At 65.1% G+C, this 18,396-nt stretch carries 18 protein-coding genes, 1 tRNA gene and 1 pseudogene; 1 reads left to right on the forward strand and 19 read right to left on the reverse strand.

Annotation, left to right across the window (positions count from 1 at the left end):
- Positions 1 to 156: 156 nt before the first annotated feature.
- The 6 genes and pseudogenes from NTZ43_05130 to NTZ43_05155 form a co-directional block, all read right to left on the reverse strand.
- Positions 157 to 858, reverse strand: a complete 702-nt coding sequence (locus NTZ43_05130; protein ID MCX5766590.1) for a non-canonical purine NTP pyrophosphatase — start codon at positions 856 to 858, stop codon at positions 157 to 159.
- A gap of 61 nt (positions 859 to 919) precedes the next feature.
- Positions 920 to 1,642: a ribonuclease PH gene (rph, locus tag NTZ43_05135; protein ID MCX5766591.1), complete on the reverse strand. Its 723-nt coding sequence runs from the start codon at positions 1,640 to 1,642 to the stop codon at positions 920 to 922.
- Positions 1,632 to 2,084 (reverse strand): annotated as a pseudogene (gene rfaE2, locus NTZ43_05140) (D-glycero-beta-D-manno-heptose 1-phosphate adenylyltransferase). The gene rph and the pseudogene rfaE2 overlap by 11 nt, the downstream one beginning before the upstream one ends.
- Positions 2,085 to 2,131: 47 nt before the next feature.
- Entirely contained in the window at positions 2,132 to 2,485 is a 354-nt protein-coding gene (locus NTZ43_05145) for a hypothetical protein (protein MCX5766592.1), read from the reverse strand.
- Entirely contained in the window at positions 2,479 to 2,985 is a 507-nt protein-coding gene (locus tag NTZ43_05150; GenBank protein MCX5766593.1) for an LptE family protein, read from the reverse strand. The genes NTZ43_05145 and NTZ43_05150 overlap by 7 nt, the downstream gene beginning before the upstream one ends.
- 32 nt (positions 2,986 to 3,017) lie before the next feature.
- Positions 3,018 to 3,443, reverse strand: coding sequence for a thioesterase family protein (locus NTZ43_05155; GenBank protein MCX5766594.1), 426 nt, complete (start codon positions 3,441 to 3,443; stop codon positions 3,018 to 3,020).
- Between the two features lie 60 nt (positions 3,444 to 3,503).
- Between NTZ43_05155 and NTZ43_05160 the strand changes: the two genes are divergently transcribed.
- Positions 3,504 to 4,268: a UDP-2,3-diacylglucosamine diphosphatase gene (locus tag NTZ43_05160; protein MCX5766595.1), complete on the forward strand. Its 765-nt coding sequence runs from the start codon at positions 3,504 to 3,506 to the stop codon at positions 4,266 to 4,268.
- Here NTZ43_05160 and NTZ43_05165 read toward each other — a convergent pair.
- From NTZ43_05165 to infB, 13 genes are all read right to left on the reverse strand, one after another.
- Positions 4,265 to 4,903: a hypothetical protein gene (locus NTZ43_05165; protein MCX5766596.1), complete on the reverse strand. Its 639-nt coding sequence runs from the start codon at positions 4,901 to 4,903 to the stop codon at positions 4,265 to 4,267. The genes NTZ43_05160 and NTZ43_05165 overlap by 4 nt on opposite strands.
- A gap of 276 nt (positions 4,904 to 5,179) precedes the next feature.
- Positions 5,180 to 6,046 carry a response regulator gene (locus NTZ43_05170; GenBank protein MCX5766597.1) on the reverse strand — a complete coding sequence of 289 codons (867 nt, stop codon included), beginning with the start codon at positions 6,044 to 6,046 and terminating at the stop codon, positions 5,180 to 5,182.
- 154 nt (positions 6,047 to 6,200) lie between these two features.
- On the reverse strand, positions 6,201 to 8,072 hold the full coding sequence (locus tag NTZ43_05175; protein ID MCX5766598.1) for a PAS domain S-box protein: 1,872 nt from the start codon (positions 8,070 to 8,072) through the stop codon (positions 6,201 to 6,203).
- A 128-nt stretch (positions 8,073 to 8,200) separates the two neighbouring features.
- Positions 8,201 to 8,297 (reverse strand) — tRNA-Sec (locus NTZ43_05180).
- 17 nt (positions 8,298 to 8,314) lie between these two features.
- Positions 8,315 to 9,373, reverse strand: coding sequence for a selenide, water dikinase SelD (gene selD / locus NTZ43_05185; GenBank protein ID MCX5766599.1), 1,059 nt, complete (start codon positions 9,371 to 9,373; stop codon positions 8,315 to 8,317).
- Between the two features lie 7 nt (positions 9,374 to 9,380).
- A complete protein-coding gene (locus NTZ43_05190; GenBank protein MCX5766600.1) occupies positions 9,381 to 9,764 on the reverse strand; it encodes a RidA family protein in 384 nt (127 codons plus the stop codon).
- A 12-nt stretch (positions 9,765 to 9,776) separates the two neighbouring features.
- The gene (locus NTZ43_05195; GenBank protein MCX5766601.1) at positions 9,777 to 10,553 is read right to left on the reverse strand and encodes a TatD family hydrolase; all 777 of its coding nucleotides are present in this window, start codon (positions 10,551 to 10,553) and stop codon (positions 9,777 to 9,779) included.
- 96 nt (positions 10,554 to 10,649) lie between these two features.
- Positions 10,650 to 11,570, reverse strand: coding sequence for a protein translocase subunit SecF (gene secF / locus NTZ43_05200; GenBank protein MCX5766602.1), 921 nt, complete (start codon positions 11,568 to 11,570; stop codon positions 10,650 to 10,652).
- Positions 11,570 to 13,213, reverse strand: coding sequence for a protein translocase subunit SecD (secD, locus tag NTZ43_05205; GenBank protein ID MCX5766603.1), 1,644 nt, complete (start codon positions 13,211 to 13,213; stop codon positions 11,570 to 11,572). The genes secF and secD overlap by 1 nt, the downstream gene beginning before the upstream one ends.
- 108 nt (positions 13,214 to 13,321) lie before the next feature.
- On the reverse strand, positions 13,322 to 14,266 hold the full coding sequence (ribF, locus tag NTZ43_05210; GenBank protein MCX5766604.1) for a riboflavin biosynthesis protein RibF: 945 nt from the start codon (positions 14,264 to 14,266) through the stop codon (positions 13,322 to 13,324).
- A complete protein-coding gene (gene truB, locus NTZ43_05215; GenBank protein ID MCX5766605.1) occupies positions 14,266 to 15,210 on the reverse strand; it encodes a tRNA pseudouridine(55) synthase TruB in 945 nt (314 codons plus the stop codon). Before truB ends, ribF begins: the two co-directional genes overlap by 1 nt.
- Positions 15,170 to 15,541: a 30S ribosome-binding factor RbfA gene (gene rbfA, locus NTZ43_05220; GenBank protein MCX5766606.1), complete on the reverse strand. Its 372-nt coding sequence runs from the start codon at positions 15,539 to 15,541 to the stop codon at positions 15,170 to 15,172. Before rbfA ends, truB begins: the two co-directional genes overlap by 41 nt.
- Positions 15,541 to 18,396 (reverse strand): translation initiation factor IF-2, encoded by a 2,856-nt coding sequence (gene infB, locus NTZ43_05225; protein ID MCX5766607.1) that lies wholly within the window; start codon positions 18,394 to 18,396, stop codon positions 15,541 to 15,543. The genes rbfA and infB overlap by 1 nt, the downstream gene beginning before the upstream one ends.

An 18,396-nucleotide genomic window follows, 5' to 3' on the forward strand; every position in this document is an offset into this window, starting at 1 on the left:
GCCACGGCGACAAGCAGCGCGGCGCTCACACGAGAAAGCCTGTGCATTTGAATGGATCCACCAGTTAGGGTGCGTTTCGTGAGTCACCCTAACTAACGTCGCATTCCCGTTCGCGCAATCACCGACGACCGCCTTCACTCCACCGGACGTGCGGCCTCAGCTCGGCTCGTGCGCCGCCGACGCGAGCAGCGCGAGCACCGCGCGCACCGCCTTTCCGCGATGACTCACACCGGCTTTCTGCGCAGCCGTCGCCTCGCCGAACCGCATGCCCAGCTCCACGCTTTCGAAGAATGGATCGTAACCAAATCCATAGTTACCGCGCGCCGTGTCCGAGATGTGTCCCGCCACTTCGCCGCGCGCGACGTATTCTTGGTCGCCATCCACCACGACAGCGACGCACACGTACCGCGCGCTGCGGTCGTGAACGTCTCGTAGCGCCGCGAGCAACGCCTCGTTGTTGGCCGCATCGAGCGCCGCTCCCGAGAGCGGCACGGCACGCGTCGCGTCCTGTTGAGGCATCGCATCGTGCGTTGCTGCGGCACGGTGCGCGGCGGCATCCATCGACCACCGCTTGCTGCGGACGCCTGGCGCGCCGCCAAGCGCATGGACCTCGAGCCCAGAATCCTCGGCGAGCACCAACGCGCCGCCGGCGCGTGCGGCGAAGTAGTGCGCCTTGGCGCGCGCGTTTTCTTCGAAGGTGTCGAACGCTTCAATGGCCGCTTCATCCGCCTGTTCGTCTATCCCCACGTCGCTGAGCGAGCGCGGCTCGTATCCCGCCGCTTCGAGAAGCGGCACAAGCTCGCGCATCTTTCCCTCGCTGCGCGTGGCGACGATCATTGGGCGCCGAAAACCGCTCACTAACGGTTCACCCACATTTCACCGATCGCTGCACAGTGGCGTTCGGCGCGCGTGTCGCCGATCACACGCCGAGTGCGTGGCGCTGCGCGGCGTCGAGTTCGCCGATGGCTTTTACGGCGGCGTCGATCAGCGCGCCCATTTCGTCGCGGCCAAAGGTGCCGTGCTCGCCGGTCCCCTGCACTTCTACGAAACGGCCTTCACTGCTCATGACGACGTTCATGTCCACGTCGGCGCGCACATCCTCGGTGTATTCGAGATCGGTGCGCACTTCGCCGTCAATCACGCCGACGCTCACCGCGGCCACGCGGCGTTTGACCGGCGACGTCTTGATGCGGCCGGTGGTCACCATCCACTGAAAGGCATCCACGACAGCCACGGCGGCGCCGGTAATCGCGGCGGTGCGTGTGCCGCCGTCGGCCTGCAACACATCGCAGTCGAGCTTGACGGTGAACTCGCCCCATTTGAAATCATCGAGCATGGCGCGCACGCTGCGGCCAATGAGCCGCTGGATTTCTTGCGTGCGCCCCCCCACCTGCGCGCGTTCGCGCGGCGAGCGTGTGTGTGTGGCGCGCGGGAGCATGGCGTATTCAGCGGTCAGCCACCCTTCGCCCTTCCCCTTCTTCCATCCAGGGACGCCGTCTTCGACGCTCGCGGTGCAGAGCACGCGCGTGTCGCCAAAGGCAATGAGGCACGACCCTTCCGCGTAGGGCGCGGCGCTGCGCTCGATGGAGATAGGGCGCAGGGAGAGCGGCGCACGGCCGCGCGGACGAGGATCAGGAGCCACGGAGTTTCTCGACGGTTGCAGTGGTAGAATGTCCCGGCGTGATCGGGATGATGACAACACGCCCGCCGCGCGCGCGCACGACGGTGGCGCCGACGACGGTGTCGGGCGCATAGTCGCCGCCCTTGACGATGACGTCGGGTTGGAGCGTTTCGACGAGCGCGAGCGGGGTGTCTTCGTCAAAGATGACGACGGCGTCCACGAGCTCGAGCGCGGCGAGTACATAGGCGCGCTCGTCCTGCGAGCGCACGGGGCGCTCGGGCCCCTTGTTGAGGCGACGTACCGAGGCGTCGCTATTGAGGCCGACGACGAGCCGATGCCCTTCTGCGCGCGCGCCGCGGAGCACATCAATGTGCCCAGGATGCAGTAAGTCAAAGACGCCGTTGGTGAAGACGACGAGCTCGCCGTTGCGCTCGGCGTCGGCGCGCCACTGTGCCGCGGCCGCCCAAGAAAAAACCTTGCGGGTTGGATCGGGCGCTGGCGTTCGGTTGGTCAAAAAGCCCCCGAGACCTGAGGAGAGAGACGCAATTCGCGCACATAGCCCGGCAACTCGACGTGCAAATAATAATCGGACCAGATGTACACCACGTGTTCGACTCGGCGCACATGCACATGCTGCGCACCCTCTGGGAGGCCGAGCGAATCGACAAACGCTATGAGCCGATCGCGAATCTGGGCGTCCGTCCGCTTGGCAGCGAACCGTGCTTCCTGCTTCATACGATCTTCAAAACGATAGTAGCCCAGCGCGACCCGGCCGATATTGACGGCGAAGTACGCCACGGCGCCGACGAAGAGCAGCGCCGCGACGCACCCGAGTCTCGCTACGCCCCGCCGCGTCGCTACCACTGCGACTGTGCCCCCTCGATAATCTCGGTGATGAGACGCTCGACGGCCTGCTTACGGCCGGCGGCCTCGCCATTTTCGGGGTATTCCCCCTGCGCCGTCACGCCCTTCTTGCTCCAGAGCACGCGTTGCTTGTGCTGGTCGTAGATCTCGACATCCACCGAAATGGAGAGACGGCGCCGTGCGCTGGTGGCGGCGTTGGGGTTCGCACTGAATCCCACGGGATCATCGATACTGAACTTGGTGATCACACCGCGCACGATGGCATCAGCGTTTTTTTCGGTGGCGTCGCGCAGACCGAGGCGCGAGGACATGCTTTTCCGTAGCCCTTCGCTGATTTCGCGCGGCAGGTCGGCGCTCGCCGTTTCGTTATCGAACGGCAACACGGCGACGGTGCGGATCTCCGTCGGAAGACCGCCGCCACTGAAGCCGTACGGAAAGCGGCAGCTCGCGGCGGCGAAGACGAGCGCGGCCGCGAATACGAGCCGAGTGAAACGTCGCATAGTCGTGAATGTTGGACGGCAATGGCGTGGCGTCAACGCTCGGCTCCGGCGTCAGGCTCGACGGCGGCGCCGAGCAGGGCTCGCACCGGCGCTGGCATGGCGGCCGTTCGGCCGTCGCCGTTGAGCGAAACAAGAGAAATGCGACAGGTCGCGAGACGCGTGTTGTCGGGCTGTCGGGTGATGTCGTACGCAAAGGTGACGCCGCGCGACTGGGCGCCGACTAAGCGCGTTTCGACGCGAATCTGGTCGTCGTATCGCGCGCTGGCGTGCAGGCGCAGCTGCACATCGGAGACGGCGAGCATCACACCCTGCTGCTCCATCTCGGCGTAGCTCATGCCGAGTTTGCGGATGAGATCAGTGCGGCCAATTTCGCACCAGATGAGGTAGTTGGCGTGATACACCACCCCCATCTGGTCTGTTTCAGCGTATCGAACGCGCAACTCGCTGGTGGACGGCATCGCGGCCCAAGGCTAGGGGGTCTGTGGTAAAGATAACGAGCGGCGACTAGGTTCTGGGGGATGCTGCCGACCCCCTGTTATGTGATAGCCGACGCGCACCTAGGCGCGGCGAGCGCCGAAAACGAGCGCGCGCTCGTGCAGTTGTTGCACCGCGCACGCTCGGAGGCCGGCTCGGTGGTGATCAACGGCGATCTCTTTGAGTTCTGGTTTGAGTGGAAACATGTCATTCCACGCTGTGGCATTCGGGTCTTGGGAGCGCTGGCGGCGCTCGTGGATGCTGGGGTGCCGGTGCTGTGGATTGCCGGGAACCACGATTGCTGGGGCGGCGAGGTGCTCACCCGCGACATTGGGGTGACGTATCACGTGGGCCCGTGGCGCGGGGAGATTGCCGGCTGGCGCACTCTCATTGAGCATGGGGACGGGCTCCGCGAGCGTGAAGATGCCCCGTATCGGAAGCTGCGCTCCGTGCTCCGGCATCCGTGGTCGGTGTGGGCGTTTCAGCATCTGTTGCATCCTGATTTTGCAACGCGCCTGGCCATGATGACCTCACACACCAGTCGCAACACGCGTCCGCGCGACGGTGGTGCTGGGTTGGTGCGAGTGGCCGAGGCGCGGCTCGCCGCGGAGACGTCGCTCGACCTGTATCTGTTTGGACACTCGCACGTCTCGGCGCTGGCGCGCGGCGCGGGCGGCAGCGTGTATGCCAATACCGGAGCGTTCTTGAACGAGCCCACCTTTCTGCGGGTGACCGATGCGCAGGTGGAGCTCTGCGGACTGGACGGCGACGCCGTCACGGTGCGCAGCGCGCTCGCGCGTCGCCCCTAGCGAAACCCGACGTTCACGCCGATGCCGCCGCCACCGCGCTGCGGCACGGCACGGAGTGAGACGTGGGCGGGGAGATCGAACAGTTGCGCCGCCACAAATGCGTCGGCGCCTGAGATCAGGTGATTGAAGACGAGGACGAAGAACCAGTCTTCTTTCTGTAGTTTGCGCGCTTTGATGAGATCGTCGGTGAAGCCCGACTTCACGCGGGTGCTCACGACCGGCAATCCACCGGAGAGCGTGGGGACTCCGGTGCTCGGATCGGTGGCGTAGGTGCTGGCGGCCGAGTCGCTGCGATAGGCATTGGCGATGCGCAGGTCCTCAGTGGAGCGGTGGTACATGGAGAGCGCGAGCGCCTCCACCAAGAAGAACCCTGCCCCCGTCTTGTATCGCTGCAGCGAGGCCTCGCCGAGCCCTGGGAGCATCAGGGAGTAGAGGAAGGCCCGTTTGGGGGTAATGGGGGCGCCGACCACAAACCGAGAGGGCGACGCGGCCGTGCCGGCGCGCGAGGGGCCCTCAGGGGCTCCTGAGGGGGCGCGTGAGGGCGAGGGAGCGGCCGGGGGCTTGGTGGTGGCGGGAGCGGCCTTAACGGTGTCTTTCTGCTGAGCAGGAAGCTCAGCGGGGCTGGCGGTGGCCACGCAAGCGAGGAATGCGATCGCCAAGACGCGAGCCCTGCGGCTCGTACGCGCTTCAAACGGGTACGCCACGGGTACCCTGCCACTCACGAGAACCGTACCCGCTGGCGGGAGCGGAGCGGAATCGAACACACCGTTCATTTCAGGAACCAGCCGTCTTGAGAGTCCATAAACCTCGTGCTTGACCGCCAATCCCAATCTATCATCGGTGGTGGCGGGACGGTCGAGCCCCCCGCTGACGGACCTGCGCGGTGGCGAGACAACCGGTCGCTCCGCACGCTAGACGCGGTCCAGCACCTCCCGCACCTTGGCGGTCAAGGCAGCCGTGCTAAAGGGTTTGCCGATGAAGCGGGTTGCGTCATCGAACGGCTCGCCGTCACCGACCACATCGGAAGCGTACCCCGACATGTACAGCCACTGTATGTTCGGGCGATGCGCGCGTACGGCGCTGGCGAGTCTCCCGCCATTCATGCCGGGCATCACCACGTCCGTCAGTAGCAGGTGAATATCGCCCGCATGCGCCTTCGCTAGGTCGAGCGCCGTCGCCGGGCTGCTCGCGGTGAGTACCGCGTAGCCCGAATGCTCGAGCACTCTCGTCGTGAGCCGCAAGAGGCTCGCTTCATCCTCCACCACAAGGATTGTCTCATGGCCGCGCGCGGACACGACGTCCGCATGGTCCACGGACTCGACGTTACGTGCGCCCTCGTACTGCGGCAAATGAATCTCAAAAACACTGCCTTGCCCCACACGACTTGAGACGGTGATAAACCCGTGATTCTGCCGAACGGCGCCGTACACGGTGGCGAGCCCGAGCCCTGTGCCTTCTCCCACCCCCTTGGTGGTGAAGAATGGTTCGAAAATGTGGGCCATGACATCGTTGCTCATGCCATGCCCCGTGTCGCTGACCGATAGCCGGACGTACCTTCCCGGCTCAGCATCCGCGTGCGCGGCAGCGAACTCGTCGTCGATCACACAGTTCTCGGTCGCGATGCGGAGGGTGCCGACATCGGCGATGGCATCCTTCGCGTTCACGCAGAGGTTGGCAATGATCTGGTCCACCTGCGAGGCATCCGCAAAAACAGGCCACAGGCCGTCGCCGGGATGCCACTCGAGCTGAATGTGCTCGCCGATGAGTCGCTCGAGCATGCGACTTGACCGGGCCACCTCACCGTTGAGGTCCAGCACCGCGGGCGCGACCGCTTGTTTACGGGCGAACGTCAGAAGTTGGCGCGTGAGGTCGGCCGAACGTTGCGCGGCGGCGCTGATTTCAGAGAGGTCTGCCAGGACTGGATGACCCGGATCAAGCCGTCGCGTACTGAGATCGGCGAAGCCAAATGATCACGCCCAGCATGTTGTTGAAGTCGTGCGCCACGCCACCGGCTAGCCGCCCGACCGACTCCAGCTTCTGTGCCTGCCGCAGTTGTGCTTCGAGGGACGCCCGTTGCGCCTCGGACTCCTTGCGCTCTGTGATGTCGCGCTCGGTGCTAATCGCCATGCGCGTGCCGTGCATCATGAACTCGGTGACGCGCACCTCTACATCAAAGGCCGAACCATCCTTGCGGCGGTGTCGCGTTTCGAAGATCATCGAGCCGGCGGCGCGTGTTTGTTGCTGCCGATGCTGGAGCGCCTCCGCCGAAAAATCAGGTTCCAGTATGGTGACGGGCGCGCCGACGAGTTCCTCGCGCGAATATCCGTGCGTGGAGAACGCCGCGCGGTTGGCGTCCCGGATGATCGGGGGACCGTTTGGTATGATCTCCAGCAGGAGGATAGGGTCGCCAGACTGTTCGAAGAGCGAGCGGTAGCGCGTTTCGCTTTCGCGTAGCGCGGCGTTCACTCGCTTTCGCTCGGTGATGTCCTGAAAGAGCACCACCACGAGCGTTTTGCCCGAAACCGTCATCGCCGTGCCGACACTTTCCGTTTCCACTGGAGTGCCGTCGAGCCGGACGTACACGAACTCGGCGGGCGGGGCTGGTTGACCGGATTCCTGCGCCGACCGGATTCTCTCCTGCACCATCGCCCAAGACTCGGGGCGGACGAAGTCCTTCGTGAAACGCCCGAGCAGCTGGTCGGGGCTCTCAGCGCCGAGAATGCGCGCGGCCGCGGCGTTGGCGTAAATCAAACACCCATCATCGTGAATGATTAACCCGCTGGGAGTGACGTCCACCACGGCACGGAACTTTGCTTCACTTTCGCGCAGGGCCTCGCTGGCGCGCATCTGCTCGGACAGGTCGGCGTGCGTGCCGGTCATGCGCTGTGGACGGTGCTGCTCATCCCACTCGACTACCTGCGCGATGGAGCGGATCCACATCCACGCCGGCGGGCTCGTGCGCGTGCGCAGCCGGTAGTCCATCTGCCGCGTCTCGCCTGTGGTGAGACACTCGTGGAAGGCCGCGAGCACGGCCGCCCGGTCGTCCGCATGGATGTTCGCCATCCATGTTTGGAGGGTCATGTCTTGCCGTGCGGGATCGCTCCCAATGAGCCGAGCATACTGATCGCTGGCCACGACCGTTCCCGAGGGGATGTCGAGATCAAACCACCCTTGGCGGGAGGCTGCCATCGCGAGTTGGAGCCGCTCATCCGCGCGCCGCGTGTTCGCTTCGGCCGTTATGCGCTCTTCGAGTTCCCGCTGCAAGCGCTCGTGCGCCTCGAGGGCAACCGTATGCGCGTAATGTACGACCAACCCGACGAGGATGAGCGCGACGCTGAACACCAACCAGTTGATCCAGCCTATCGGGCGGCGCATGGCGGCGATTTGCCCATTGGCCTCGCCGGCGACCAGCGCGCCGACGAGCGCTGATGTGAGCAGTATCGTCCCGATGAGGGCGCGACGTTGGAGAAACACGCCGGCCACGACGACGGCACTCACGAAGCTGAGGCTGGTGACGGAGCGGATGGAGCCGTACTCAAGGCAGCCGACCACCGCGGTCCCGAGCAGCGCGCCGATCATCACATAGGTTGCGACCGCGACTCGTCCACGCGCGAGAAGGTACAGGGTGGCTGCGGTCGCAACGAGCAGTGCACTCGGCGCCATGAGCTCGACGGTCGTCACCGTGTTGAACAGGCTCGCCGCGACGAGCACAACGGCAAGCCCGAGCATCGTGGCGATCAACACTGGCCGTAGCACGGACCGAGCGTTGCCGGCGAGATGCAGAGAGAGCAGCGGATCCGTCATAGAACACCTGCCAGGAAAATCCCTGCGGGGGGAAACGGTGCTAGATGAACTGAATCATAATTGGGGACTCCAGTCGCAGCGCGCAAGCGCAAGACGCCTAAGACTCACCCGACTGATAACCAACCCGCTGGCGGGAGCGTATGGGAATCGAACCCACCCAACCCGACGTCGTCAGGTCGCATCGGTTTTGAAGACCGAGGAAGCCACCAGGCTTCATACACTCCCCTGCACGGGCGCGGCACTCAGCGCACCTCGATGGCGCGATCACCGCGCGGCAATACGACGCCAATCACCACCGCGCCTTCCACGCGCGCCTGATACTCCGCGACGCGCGCTTCGGGAATGGCGACGAGCAGTCCGCCGGACGTTTGCGGATCAACCAGAATCGCTTGCATGTCGGCGCTGGTACCGCCGAAATCCACCAGCGGTTCCAAATATTCGGCGTTGCGCTGTCCACCACCGGTGGTCGCGCGCACGGCCAATGCCTCGCGCGTTCCGGGGAGCAACGGCACCTCGGCGGCGTTGATGCGCAGCGTCACATTGCTCGCCCGAGCAATATGGGACGCATGGCCAAGCAAACCGAAACCCGTGACGTCGGTGGCGCAACGCAACTCCAGCGCGACGGCGGCGCGACTTGCCGTCGCGTTGAGCGTTGTCATCGACTTCACGAGCGCCGCGTTTTCTGCCGCGCCGAGGAGACCACGTTTGGCGGCGGTGCTGAGTAATCCGGTGCCAATGGCTTTCGTGAGCACCAACACATCGCCGGCCTTCGCGCCCGCATTGGTGAGGACGCGCTGCGGATGCACGGTACCAGTCACCGAGAGCCCGTACTTCAGCTCTTCGTCGGTGATGGTGTGGCCGCCCACAATGAACGCGCCGGCCTCGTGCACCGCATCCTGCCCACCGCGCAACATCTCGGTGAGCACCTCGAGCGGCAGCTGCCCCACGGGGAAGCCGACGATATTCATCGCCGTAATCGGCTCGCCTCCCATCGCGAACACATCGGAGAGCGCGTTGGTGGCCGCCACGCGACCAAAGTCGTACGGGTCGTCCACGATGGGCGCAAAGAAATCCACCGTCTGCACCAGTGCGAGCTCTGGCGTCAGCTGAAAAATACCGGCGTCATCGAACGTCTCGCGCCCAACGAGAATACGCGGATCAGTGCGCCGCTCGAGCGCACCTAGCGCGCGCGAGAGGTCGCCGGGCCCCATCTTGGCGGCACAGCCGGCGCACCGCGCGAACTCCGTGAGACGTACCACGTCGTCGCGCGTTGCCGCCAATCCCGTGTCGTCAGGCGTCACGGCCTGCTCAGCCGATTTTGGCGACGCATTCAATCTCCACACGCACGCCACGCGGCAGACCGGCCACCGCCACCGTGGAACGGGCGGGGCGCGAGTTGCCGAGGTGCTTGGCGTAGACCTCGTTGACCTTGGCGAAGTCCGCCATGTCGGCGAGGAAGATCGTGGTCTTCACCACTTCGCCCCACGACGCGCCGGCATTGCTCAGCACGGCACTGAGATTCTTCATCACCTGCTCGGCCTGCGCGCTCACGTCACCGTCCGCGACCTGCATCGTGACGGGATCGAGTGCAATCTGTCCGGCGGTAAACAGAAAGCCGCCGGCAACAGTGGCCTGCGAATACGGGCCGATCGCTTCTGGGGCATCGGCGGTGTGGAGGTAGCGCACGCTCATCGGGATTCCTTTTTATGCTTCGTGAAGTCCGAACAACCGCTGGGCATTCGCGGTAACCAGATCGCCGAGTTCGGAAGGCTCGGCGCCCCGGGCGGCGGCGACGCGTTCGACTGTGTGGGCGACCCAGGCGGGCTCGTTGCGCTTGCCCCGATTGGGGACGGGCGCGAGGTACGGCGCGTCGGATTCCACGAGCAGTCGATCATTGGGGACGAGACGCAACAGTTCGTCATCGGCCCACTTCTTGAACGTCACGATGCCGCTGAAGGAAATGTACCATCCGGCCTCAAGCCCCGCGTAGGCCAGCGCGTGGGAGCCGGTGAAGCAATGCAGCACCCCGCGAATGCCTGCGGCGCCGGCTTCGCGCACCATGGCGACGGTGTCGTCTTCCGCCTCGCGCGTATGTACGACCACGGGCCTGTTGGTGTCTTTGGCGAGCGCCAGTTGCTCGGCAAAAGCGCGCCGCTGGTACGGGCGCGGGGAGTGATCGTAGTGGTAGTCGAGCCCGCATTCCCCAACCGCGACTGCGCCAGCATCGATCAAGGCGCGGAGGAGCGGGATGTCGCGCGCCGCATCGAACTCGGCGGCGTCGTGCGGGTGAACGCCGGCGGTAAAGCGCACAAAACCGGGATGCGCGTCGGCAATCAGCCGAGCGCGCTCCGCGGCCGCCAGCGACTCGCCAATGGCCACGAGTGCGACCGCGCCGGCCTCGCGGGCACGAGCGATCACCGCCGGTGCGTCGTCGGCAAAGGCGGGGTCGGCGAGGTGGGTGTGCGAGTCAATAAAGCGCATAGGGATGTTTCGGAATAAAAAAGCGGGGGAATGGCGATGGCCACTCCCCCACTCTGCCGCCCGCTGCGTGCAGCGGGCAAGACAACTCGACGGACGCTACTTCCGCCCTTCGATCGCGCGGGGGTACTTCTTTTCGATCCAGAGGAGGATCGGCGACGCGACGTAGATGGAGCTGAACGTGCCGGTGAAGACGCCGAACGCCATCACCCACGCAAACGGACGAATGACTTCGCCGGCGAAAAAGAGCAGCGCCAGCGTAGAGGCGAACACGGTCGCGTGGGTCAGAATGGAACGCGGTAGCGTTTCGTTGACCGAGCGGTTGAGCGTGTCGTACAGCGCTTCCTTGCGGTTCTTGCGGAGGTTTTCGCGCACGCGATCGAAGATGATGATCGTATCGTTGAGCGAGTAACCAATCACGGTGAGCAGCGCGGCCACGACCGTCAGGGAGATCTCGAGGTGCAGGATCTTCATGAAAGCGATTGTGGTCAGAATATCGTGCGCCGTGGCGACAACCGCCGCCACGCCGAAGCGCCACTCGAAGCGCCACGCCAGGTAGAGCAGCGTGATGCCGAAGGAGAACAGGATGGCGATGAGTGCGCCGCGACGCAGTTCGGCACCCACGCGCGGGCCGACGACTTCACCGCGTCCGACCTTGAAGGCTCCCTTGCCGACAACGGACTCGACGACCGCCTGCACCGTACGCGAGGCGGCGTCGACGGCCTTGTCGCTGGCGTCACTCTGCACGCGAACCGTGTAGGTGCGAGCGTCGCCGAACTGCTGGATTTCGGCGCCCTTTAGGCCGCCGGCATCGAGCGCGTTACGGAGCGCCGAGATATCTGGCGCTTTGTCGAACTGCAACTGCATGAGCGTGCCGCCAGTGAACTCGATGCTGTAATCGAATCCGCCCTTGATGGCGAGCGACGTCAGGCCGATGGCGATAAACGCGACCGTGAGGACCACGGCCGTCTTCCACCAGCGGATGAAATCGTACTTGGTGTCGTGGAGGATGCGCAGCATCAGATGCTCAGCGTCTCGGCGGAGCGATTGCGGCTCAGCCAGAGGAGGAAGAAGGTGCGGACGACGAAGATGGCAGAAACCATCGACGCCGCGATGCCGGCGAGGAGGGTGACGGCAAAGCCCTTCACCGGGCCGGTGCCGTATTGATACAGCACGGCGGCGGTGAGTGCCGTCGAAACGTTGGAGTCGATGATGGCGCTCATCGCGTGGCGGAAGCCTTCGTCGATGGCGGTGCGCACGGCCTTCCCGTGCACCAACTCTTCACGAATACGCTCAAAGATCAGCACGTTGGCGTCCACCGCTATACCGATGGAGAGCACAAAGCCGGCGAGTCCCGGCAGCGTGAGCACCGCGCCGAATCCAGCGAGCGCGGCCAGCGTGAAGAGCACATAGAGCACCAGCGCGACCACGGCGAGCATGCCGGAGAAGCGGTAGTACACGAGCATGATGACGACGACGAGACCGATGGCGATCACGCCGGCGAGAATACCCTTGTTGATGGAGTCTTGACCGAGGCTGGCACCAATCTGCCGGACCTCAGCCACCTTGAGCGGCGCTGGCAACGCACCGGCGCGCAACACGAGCGCGAGATCCTGCGCGGCCTGCAGGTCGCCGCCACCCATCGTGATCTGACCACGCGTCCCGATGGCGCTCTTGATGACGGGCGCGCTCATCACGCGGTCGTCGAGCACAATGGCCATGTAGTCGTTGACGTGCTTGCCGGTTTCGTTCTTGAAGCGGCGCCCACCTTCGTTGTTCAGCTGGAACTCCACGACCGTGCCTTCGATCGGCACCGAGTTCGGCTTGGCATCGGTGAGGTACTCGCCGGTGATGATCGGGCGCGCGTCGAGCATGAAGATCGGGCGCAACCAGCGATTCCCAACGCTCACGGTGTCGACGCCCCACTTGAGCACCTTGCCAGGAGGCAACGCCGCCTGAATGTCAGCGTTCGCGAGATAGCCTTCGATCTCGGGCTGATCGGTGGTGGCAACGTAGTAGAAGCCCGGATACTGCGCCGGCGAAATGAGCCGTGCGAAGGGTCCGTTGGCCGCCGTCGTGGCCGTGTCGGCCGCCGACTTTTTCTTGGCAGAATCCGCCGCGCCAGCGAAGAGCGATTTGATTTCGCTCCCCTTTTTGGCGCTGTCGCCGCGCACATCAGGCGAGGCAGCCTTGGCGAGCTTCTTGTCCTTGATGATACCGTCGAGACGCGGCGCCACTTTTTCGAGCGCGCCGGTTTTGTCGGTAATCTGGAACTGGAGGAAGGCCGCCTTCTGCACGACGTCGGTGGCACGAGCCGGATCGTCAATGCCGGGGAGTTCCACGACAATGCGATCGGTGCCCACTTTCTGCACAACCGGCTCGGACACGCCGAACTGGTCGATACGGGTGCGGACCACCTTCAGCGCACGATCGAGCGCTTCGGGCTTGTTGGCGACGGCGCCGCGCGACTCGTCGATCTCGAGGGCGAGGTGCATACCCCCACGGAGATCGAGTCCGAGCTTGAGCGGGACTTTTTTGACCGTATCATAGCCAAAGCCATCGGCACGCTTGACGCGTTCGATAGTCTGGCGCGGGAAGAGCGCCCATCCGGAGGCGACGATAAGCGCCGCGATCGTGAGCAGCCGGTACTTCAGGTTCGACATTCCGAAGCCGGAAAGGTGGTGAGAGAACAGGTTTTGTGAGAGCCTTAAACAGTAGCGCCCGTACCAGGGATGGTCAAGCCGATGTTGGCTCGTGGCATAGGGTTGTGGCTAGAGCCCAACCCGCGCCTGCCGGAGCGCCGAGCGGGCCATCTGCTCGTCCACCCCCAGTTGCCGAACCAACGCCTCGGCATTGGCGAATTTAGTCACATCGCGCAGTCGGCGCACGAAGTCGATCCTGACGCGCTGACCGTACCAATCGCCGTCGGTATCGAAGAGGTGCGCTTCGAGGATCGGCACCGGGTCGTCGAAGGTGGGGCGTGGTCCGAGGTTCACCATGCCCTCGTGGGAGCCGGTGCCGGTCTGCACCAGCACGGCGTAGACCCCCTCTGGCGGCATCAGTTTCCGCCCGGCGGCGCGCACCACGTTGATCGTGCGAAAGCCGAGGGTCCGTCCGCGCGCTTTGCCGTGCGTGACCGAACCGCTCACGGCGTATGGACGGGCGAGGCCGTCGGTGGCGCGGGCGAGATCCCCTCCGGCGATGGCGCGACGGATGGACGTGGACGAGATGGGGCGGCCGTCCCGCCCCTGCACCGGCGGCACCACCGTGACTTGAAAGCCACGCGAGGCACCAAGTTCGCGCAGGACGTCAGCGTCACCGGAGCGCCCGCGTCCGAAGCCGTGGTCGTAGCCGACCAGCAGCTCGCGCATTCCAAGGCGGCGCAGGAGGACTTCGTCGACAAACTGTGTGGCGTCGTAGGCCGCGAGTGTGCGCGTAAACGGATACACCACCGCGTAATCGAGGCGGCTCTCCACGAGCACCTCACTCTTTTCTTCGACTGTGGTGAGGAGCATCGGCGCGGCCGCGGGGTTCACGATCTCGAGCGGATGCGAGTCGAACGTCACGAGGACGCTGCGCAATCCAGTTTCCGCCGCGCGCGTGGCGAGCAAGTCGAGCACGAGCCGATGCCCGCGATGCACCCCGTCAAAGGTGCCAATGGTGAGCACCGTGCCGGGAATATTCGGCGGCAAGCCACTCGCAGCGCGCCAATCCATTACGCCGCCGGTTCGCGCATCACCACGCGCGGCTGAAAGCGATCCCCTTGCTCGGACGTGCGGCGCTCGCCAAATGCCACGAGTTGTCCCGCGCTCGTGGCGCTGGCTGGGTCGAGAAGCGCGGCGTAACGGCCTTCCACACGGGCTTGCACATCGATGCCGCGTCCGATCTTCACGACTTCTTCTGCGGTCAACGCCTGGTGCGGATACCCCTCGAGCGCGTCCACAGCGGGCGCGAGGTTCGTGGAGCCACCGGCCTGTAACTGTTCCAGCGGAATGGCGCGCGCCAAACTAAAAACCCCCGCCCGATGCCGACGCAGCGCGGTAAGATGCGCGGCACTCCCCACGGCCCGCGCGAGATCGCGCGCGAGCGAGCGCACATACGTACCGCCCCCACACTCCACTCGCATCACGCATTGCGTGACGCCACCCTCCTGCTCCTCGAACGTCGAGAGCGAGAGCGCGTGGATCTGCACGGTGACGGGCGCGAGATTCACCTCGATGCCGGCGCGCGCGAGGGCATAGGCGCGCTCACCGTTGATTCGCTTGGCGGAATACGACGGCGGCACTTGTGAGATCGCTCCAATGAGCGATGGCACGGCGGCGAGCAACGCGTCGCGTGTGGGGAGCGGTGCCTCGCGCGTCACGGCGCCGAGCAGATCTTCGGTGTCAGTTTCGGCGCCGAAGCGCACGACGGCCTCGTACACTTTGGGATCGTCGTTGACGTACTGCAGCAATCGCGTGGCACGCCCCACGAGCAGCACGAGCAGGCCGGTGGCGAAGGGGTCGAGTGTGCCGCCGTGGCCGATGCGTTTTTCGCCGAGGGCACGTCGTGCGACGCTCACCACGTCGTGCGATGAGACGCCCGCCGGTTTGTCGACGAGCAGGACGCCGTCGGCGCCCTTACTCGGGCGTTTCGTCGGCTTTGGGCTTGACGCTGGCAAGGAGCGTCTCGATGCGCGCCGCGCGCGCGATGCTGTCGTCCATCTTGAACGTGATGTGCGGCGCCAGTCGCAGTTTGAGCGCGCGCCCCACGGGGCCACGCAGCGACGAGGCCACGGACTGTAACCCTTCCATGGTCGTCGTCTTTTCGTCGTCCGTGCCATACACGCTCACGAACACCATCGCCGATCCGAGGTCGCGCGACATCTCAACCCCGGTGACAGTGACGAGCCCCTTCACACGCGGGTCGCGCACGCCAGCCGCCAAGGCCGCCGCGATTTCCTCGCGTACGGCCTCCGCGACCCGGTCGGGACGTCGCGTATCGCGCGGCACTAGTTGCCCGGCGAGTCGAGCGTGCGAGCGACCGATTCCTTGCGGTAGCACTCGAACATGTCACCGACCTTCACGTCATTGAAGTTGTCGATGCCGATACCGCATTCGAAGCCGTCCTTCACTTCCTTGGCGTCGTCCTTGAAGCGACGGAGCGATCCGATGGTGCCGTCGTACACTTCGACGCCGTTGCGCATCACGCGCACACGACCCTGCCGGTTGATCACGCCGCTGCGCACGTACGAACCGGCAATGGTGCCGATCTTGGACACCTTGAACACTTCGCGCACTTCGGCTTCGCCGTAGATGACTTCCTTCTCATCCGGGCGCAGCATGCCTTCGAGCGCCGCACGCACATCGGCGACGGCCTCGTAAATGATCTTGTACAGCTTGATGTCGACGCCTTCGCGCTCAGCGGCCGTACGCGCCTTGGTGTCGGGGCGCACGTGGAAGCCGATGATGATGGCACCGGACGCCTTGGCGAGCAGAATATCGCCTTCGGTGACCGCGCCGACCGCACGCTGAATGACCTCGACTTGCACTTCGGCCGTCGACAACTGTTGCAGCGCGTCGGCGAGTGCTTCCGCCGGGCCGCCTTGGTCGGCCTTGATGACAAGCTTGAGCGTGCGCTTCTGGCCGCCCTCACCGGTCTGCGACATAAAGTCTTCGAGCGACACCGCCCCCTTGGCGGTACGACGGCTCTTGGCTTCGCGGTCGAGCCGCTCGCGACGCTGCGCGATTTCGCGGGCTTCCATGGAATCTTCCACCACCAAGAACTGATCGCCGGCCATCGGCACTCCCGTCATGCCGAGCACCTGCACCGGCATCGCCGGTCCAGCGCTCTTGACGATCTTGCCGCGCTCGTCGAGCAGTGCGCGCACGCGTCCGGAGAAGAGTCCGCAAATGAAGTCGTCACCGACCTTCAGCGTTCCGTTCTGGACGAGCACGGTCGCGACCGGACCCTTCCCGGCGTCAAGCTGCGCTTCCACCACGGAGCCCGTGGCGCGACGATCGGGATTGGCCTTGAGATCGAGGATTTCGGCCTGGAGCAGAATCTGCTCGAGCAGTTCCTTGACGTTCGTTCCCTTCTTGGCCGAGATCTCCTGATGAAGCGTTTGGCCGCCGAACTCTTCGAGCACGACACCGTGGCTCAGGAGTTCCTGCTTGACCTTGAGCGGATTTGCCGCTGGCAGGTCGCACTTGTTGATAGCAACGATCATCGGCACGCCGGCGTTCTTGGCGTGCGAAATGGCTTCGATGGTCTGCGGCATGATCGAGTCATCCGCCGCCACGACGAGCACGACGATGTCCGTCACCTGCGCACCGCGCGCACGCATGGCCGTGAAGGCTTCGTGGCCCGGCGTGTCGAGGAAGGTGATCTGCTTTTCGCCCGCGACGGTGACGTTGTAGGCACCGATGTGCTGCGTAATGCCACCGGCTTCGCCGGCGACGACGTTGGCCTTGCGGACGTAATCGAGGAGCGACGTCTTGCCGTGATCCACGTGGCCCATGATGGTGACAATGGGCGGACGGAACTTGAGGTCTTCGACGGCGTCCTTGACGACCTCTGTTGGCGAGGCCGCGTAATCTTCTTCGCGCTCGGCGTTGAAGCCGAACTCGCTGGAAATCATTTCGATCTGGTCGAAGTCAAGGCGCTGGTTGATGGTGACCATCAGCCCCAAGCTCTTGAATGCGAACGAGACGATCTGCGTGGCGGGAATCTTGAGAATGTCGGCGAGTTCATTGACCGTGATGAACTCGTTGACGCGCACAAGTTTCTTCTCGCGCTCGGCCATCTCGGCGCGCTGCGCTTCGAGCTCTTCACGCCCCGAGTCATCGCGACCGCCGCGACGCTTGGCGACCGGTCCGCCCATCTGGCGCATGGTGCGCGAGATGTTGGCCGACACGGCTTCCTGATCGACCTGCCCACGCTTGCCCTTCTTGCGACGCGGACCAGAGCTCGGCGCACCGCTTCCCATCGGCGGTCCACCCATGCCACCGCCCGTGGGGCGACGGTCATCACGACGCGAGACGCCACCACCACTGCCGCTCCCTGGCGTCGCCGAGGCAACGGGACGCGGCGGGAAGGGCAAACCACTGCCACCGCCACCCTGACCCGGACGCTGACGCGGCGCGCCAGGGACGATCGGGCGAGGACGCGGACGGCTTGGCATGGACGGCTCAGACGAACCCGTCGAGTACGGCACCGACGGCGGAGCCGGAGGAGCCGACGGAACTGACGGAGCAACAGGAGCGGGCGGCGCAACCGGAGCCGATGGCGCAACAGGTGCGACGGCAACCGGCGCAACGTCCTTCGGCGCGGCAGGAGTCAGCGGTTCGACGACCGGCGCGGCCTTTGGCGGAACGACGGCCTCAACGGCAGACGCAGCTGTGGTCGGCGGCGTGGCCGGTGCCTTGGCTTCGGGCGCAACAGGAGCCACAACGACGGGCGCGGGCGCCTCGACGACAGGTTCCGGCACGACGACGTCTGCCTTGCGGCGACGCGTGGAGGCCGGACGTGGCGCTTCTGGCTCAGGCGTGGGCTCGGGGGCCGGTTCGGCCTTTTTACGAGCTGCCGGTTTTTTGGGCTTGGTGGGCGCCTCGGCCTCAGCGGAAGGCGCATCGACGGCCGCGGTGGTGCGCCGACGACGCGCGGGCGTCGCCGACGGCTCTGCGGCCTTGGCGCTGCGTACGCGCTTCTCGCGCTCCCAGCGCGCACGCACGCGTGCCGTCTGGTCGTCGGTCAGTGGCGTCAGATGGCTACGAACGACGACATCGAGTGCACGAAGCATCCCGATGACTTCGTCGCTCTCAATGCCGAACTCGGCGGCCAACTCATGAACCCGAAGCTTGCTCAA

This window comes from Gemmatimonadota bacterium, from assembly GCA_026387915.1.
Taxonomy (GTDB): Bacteria; Gemmatimonadota; Gemmatimonadetes; order Gemmatimonadales; family Gemmatimonadaceae; genus Fen-1231.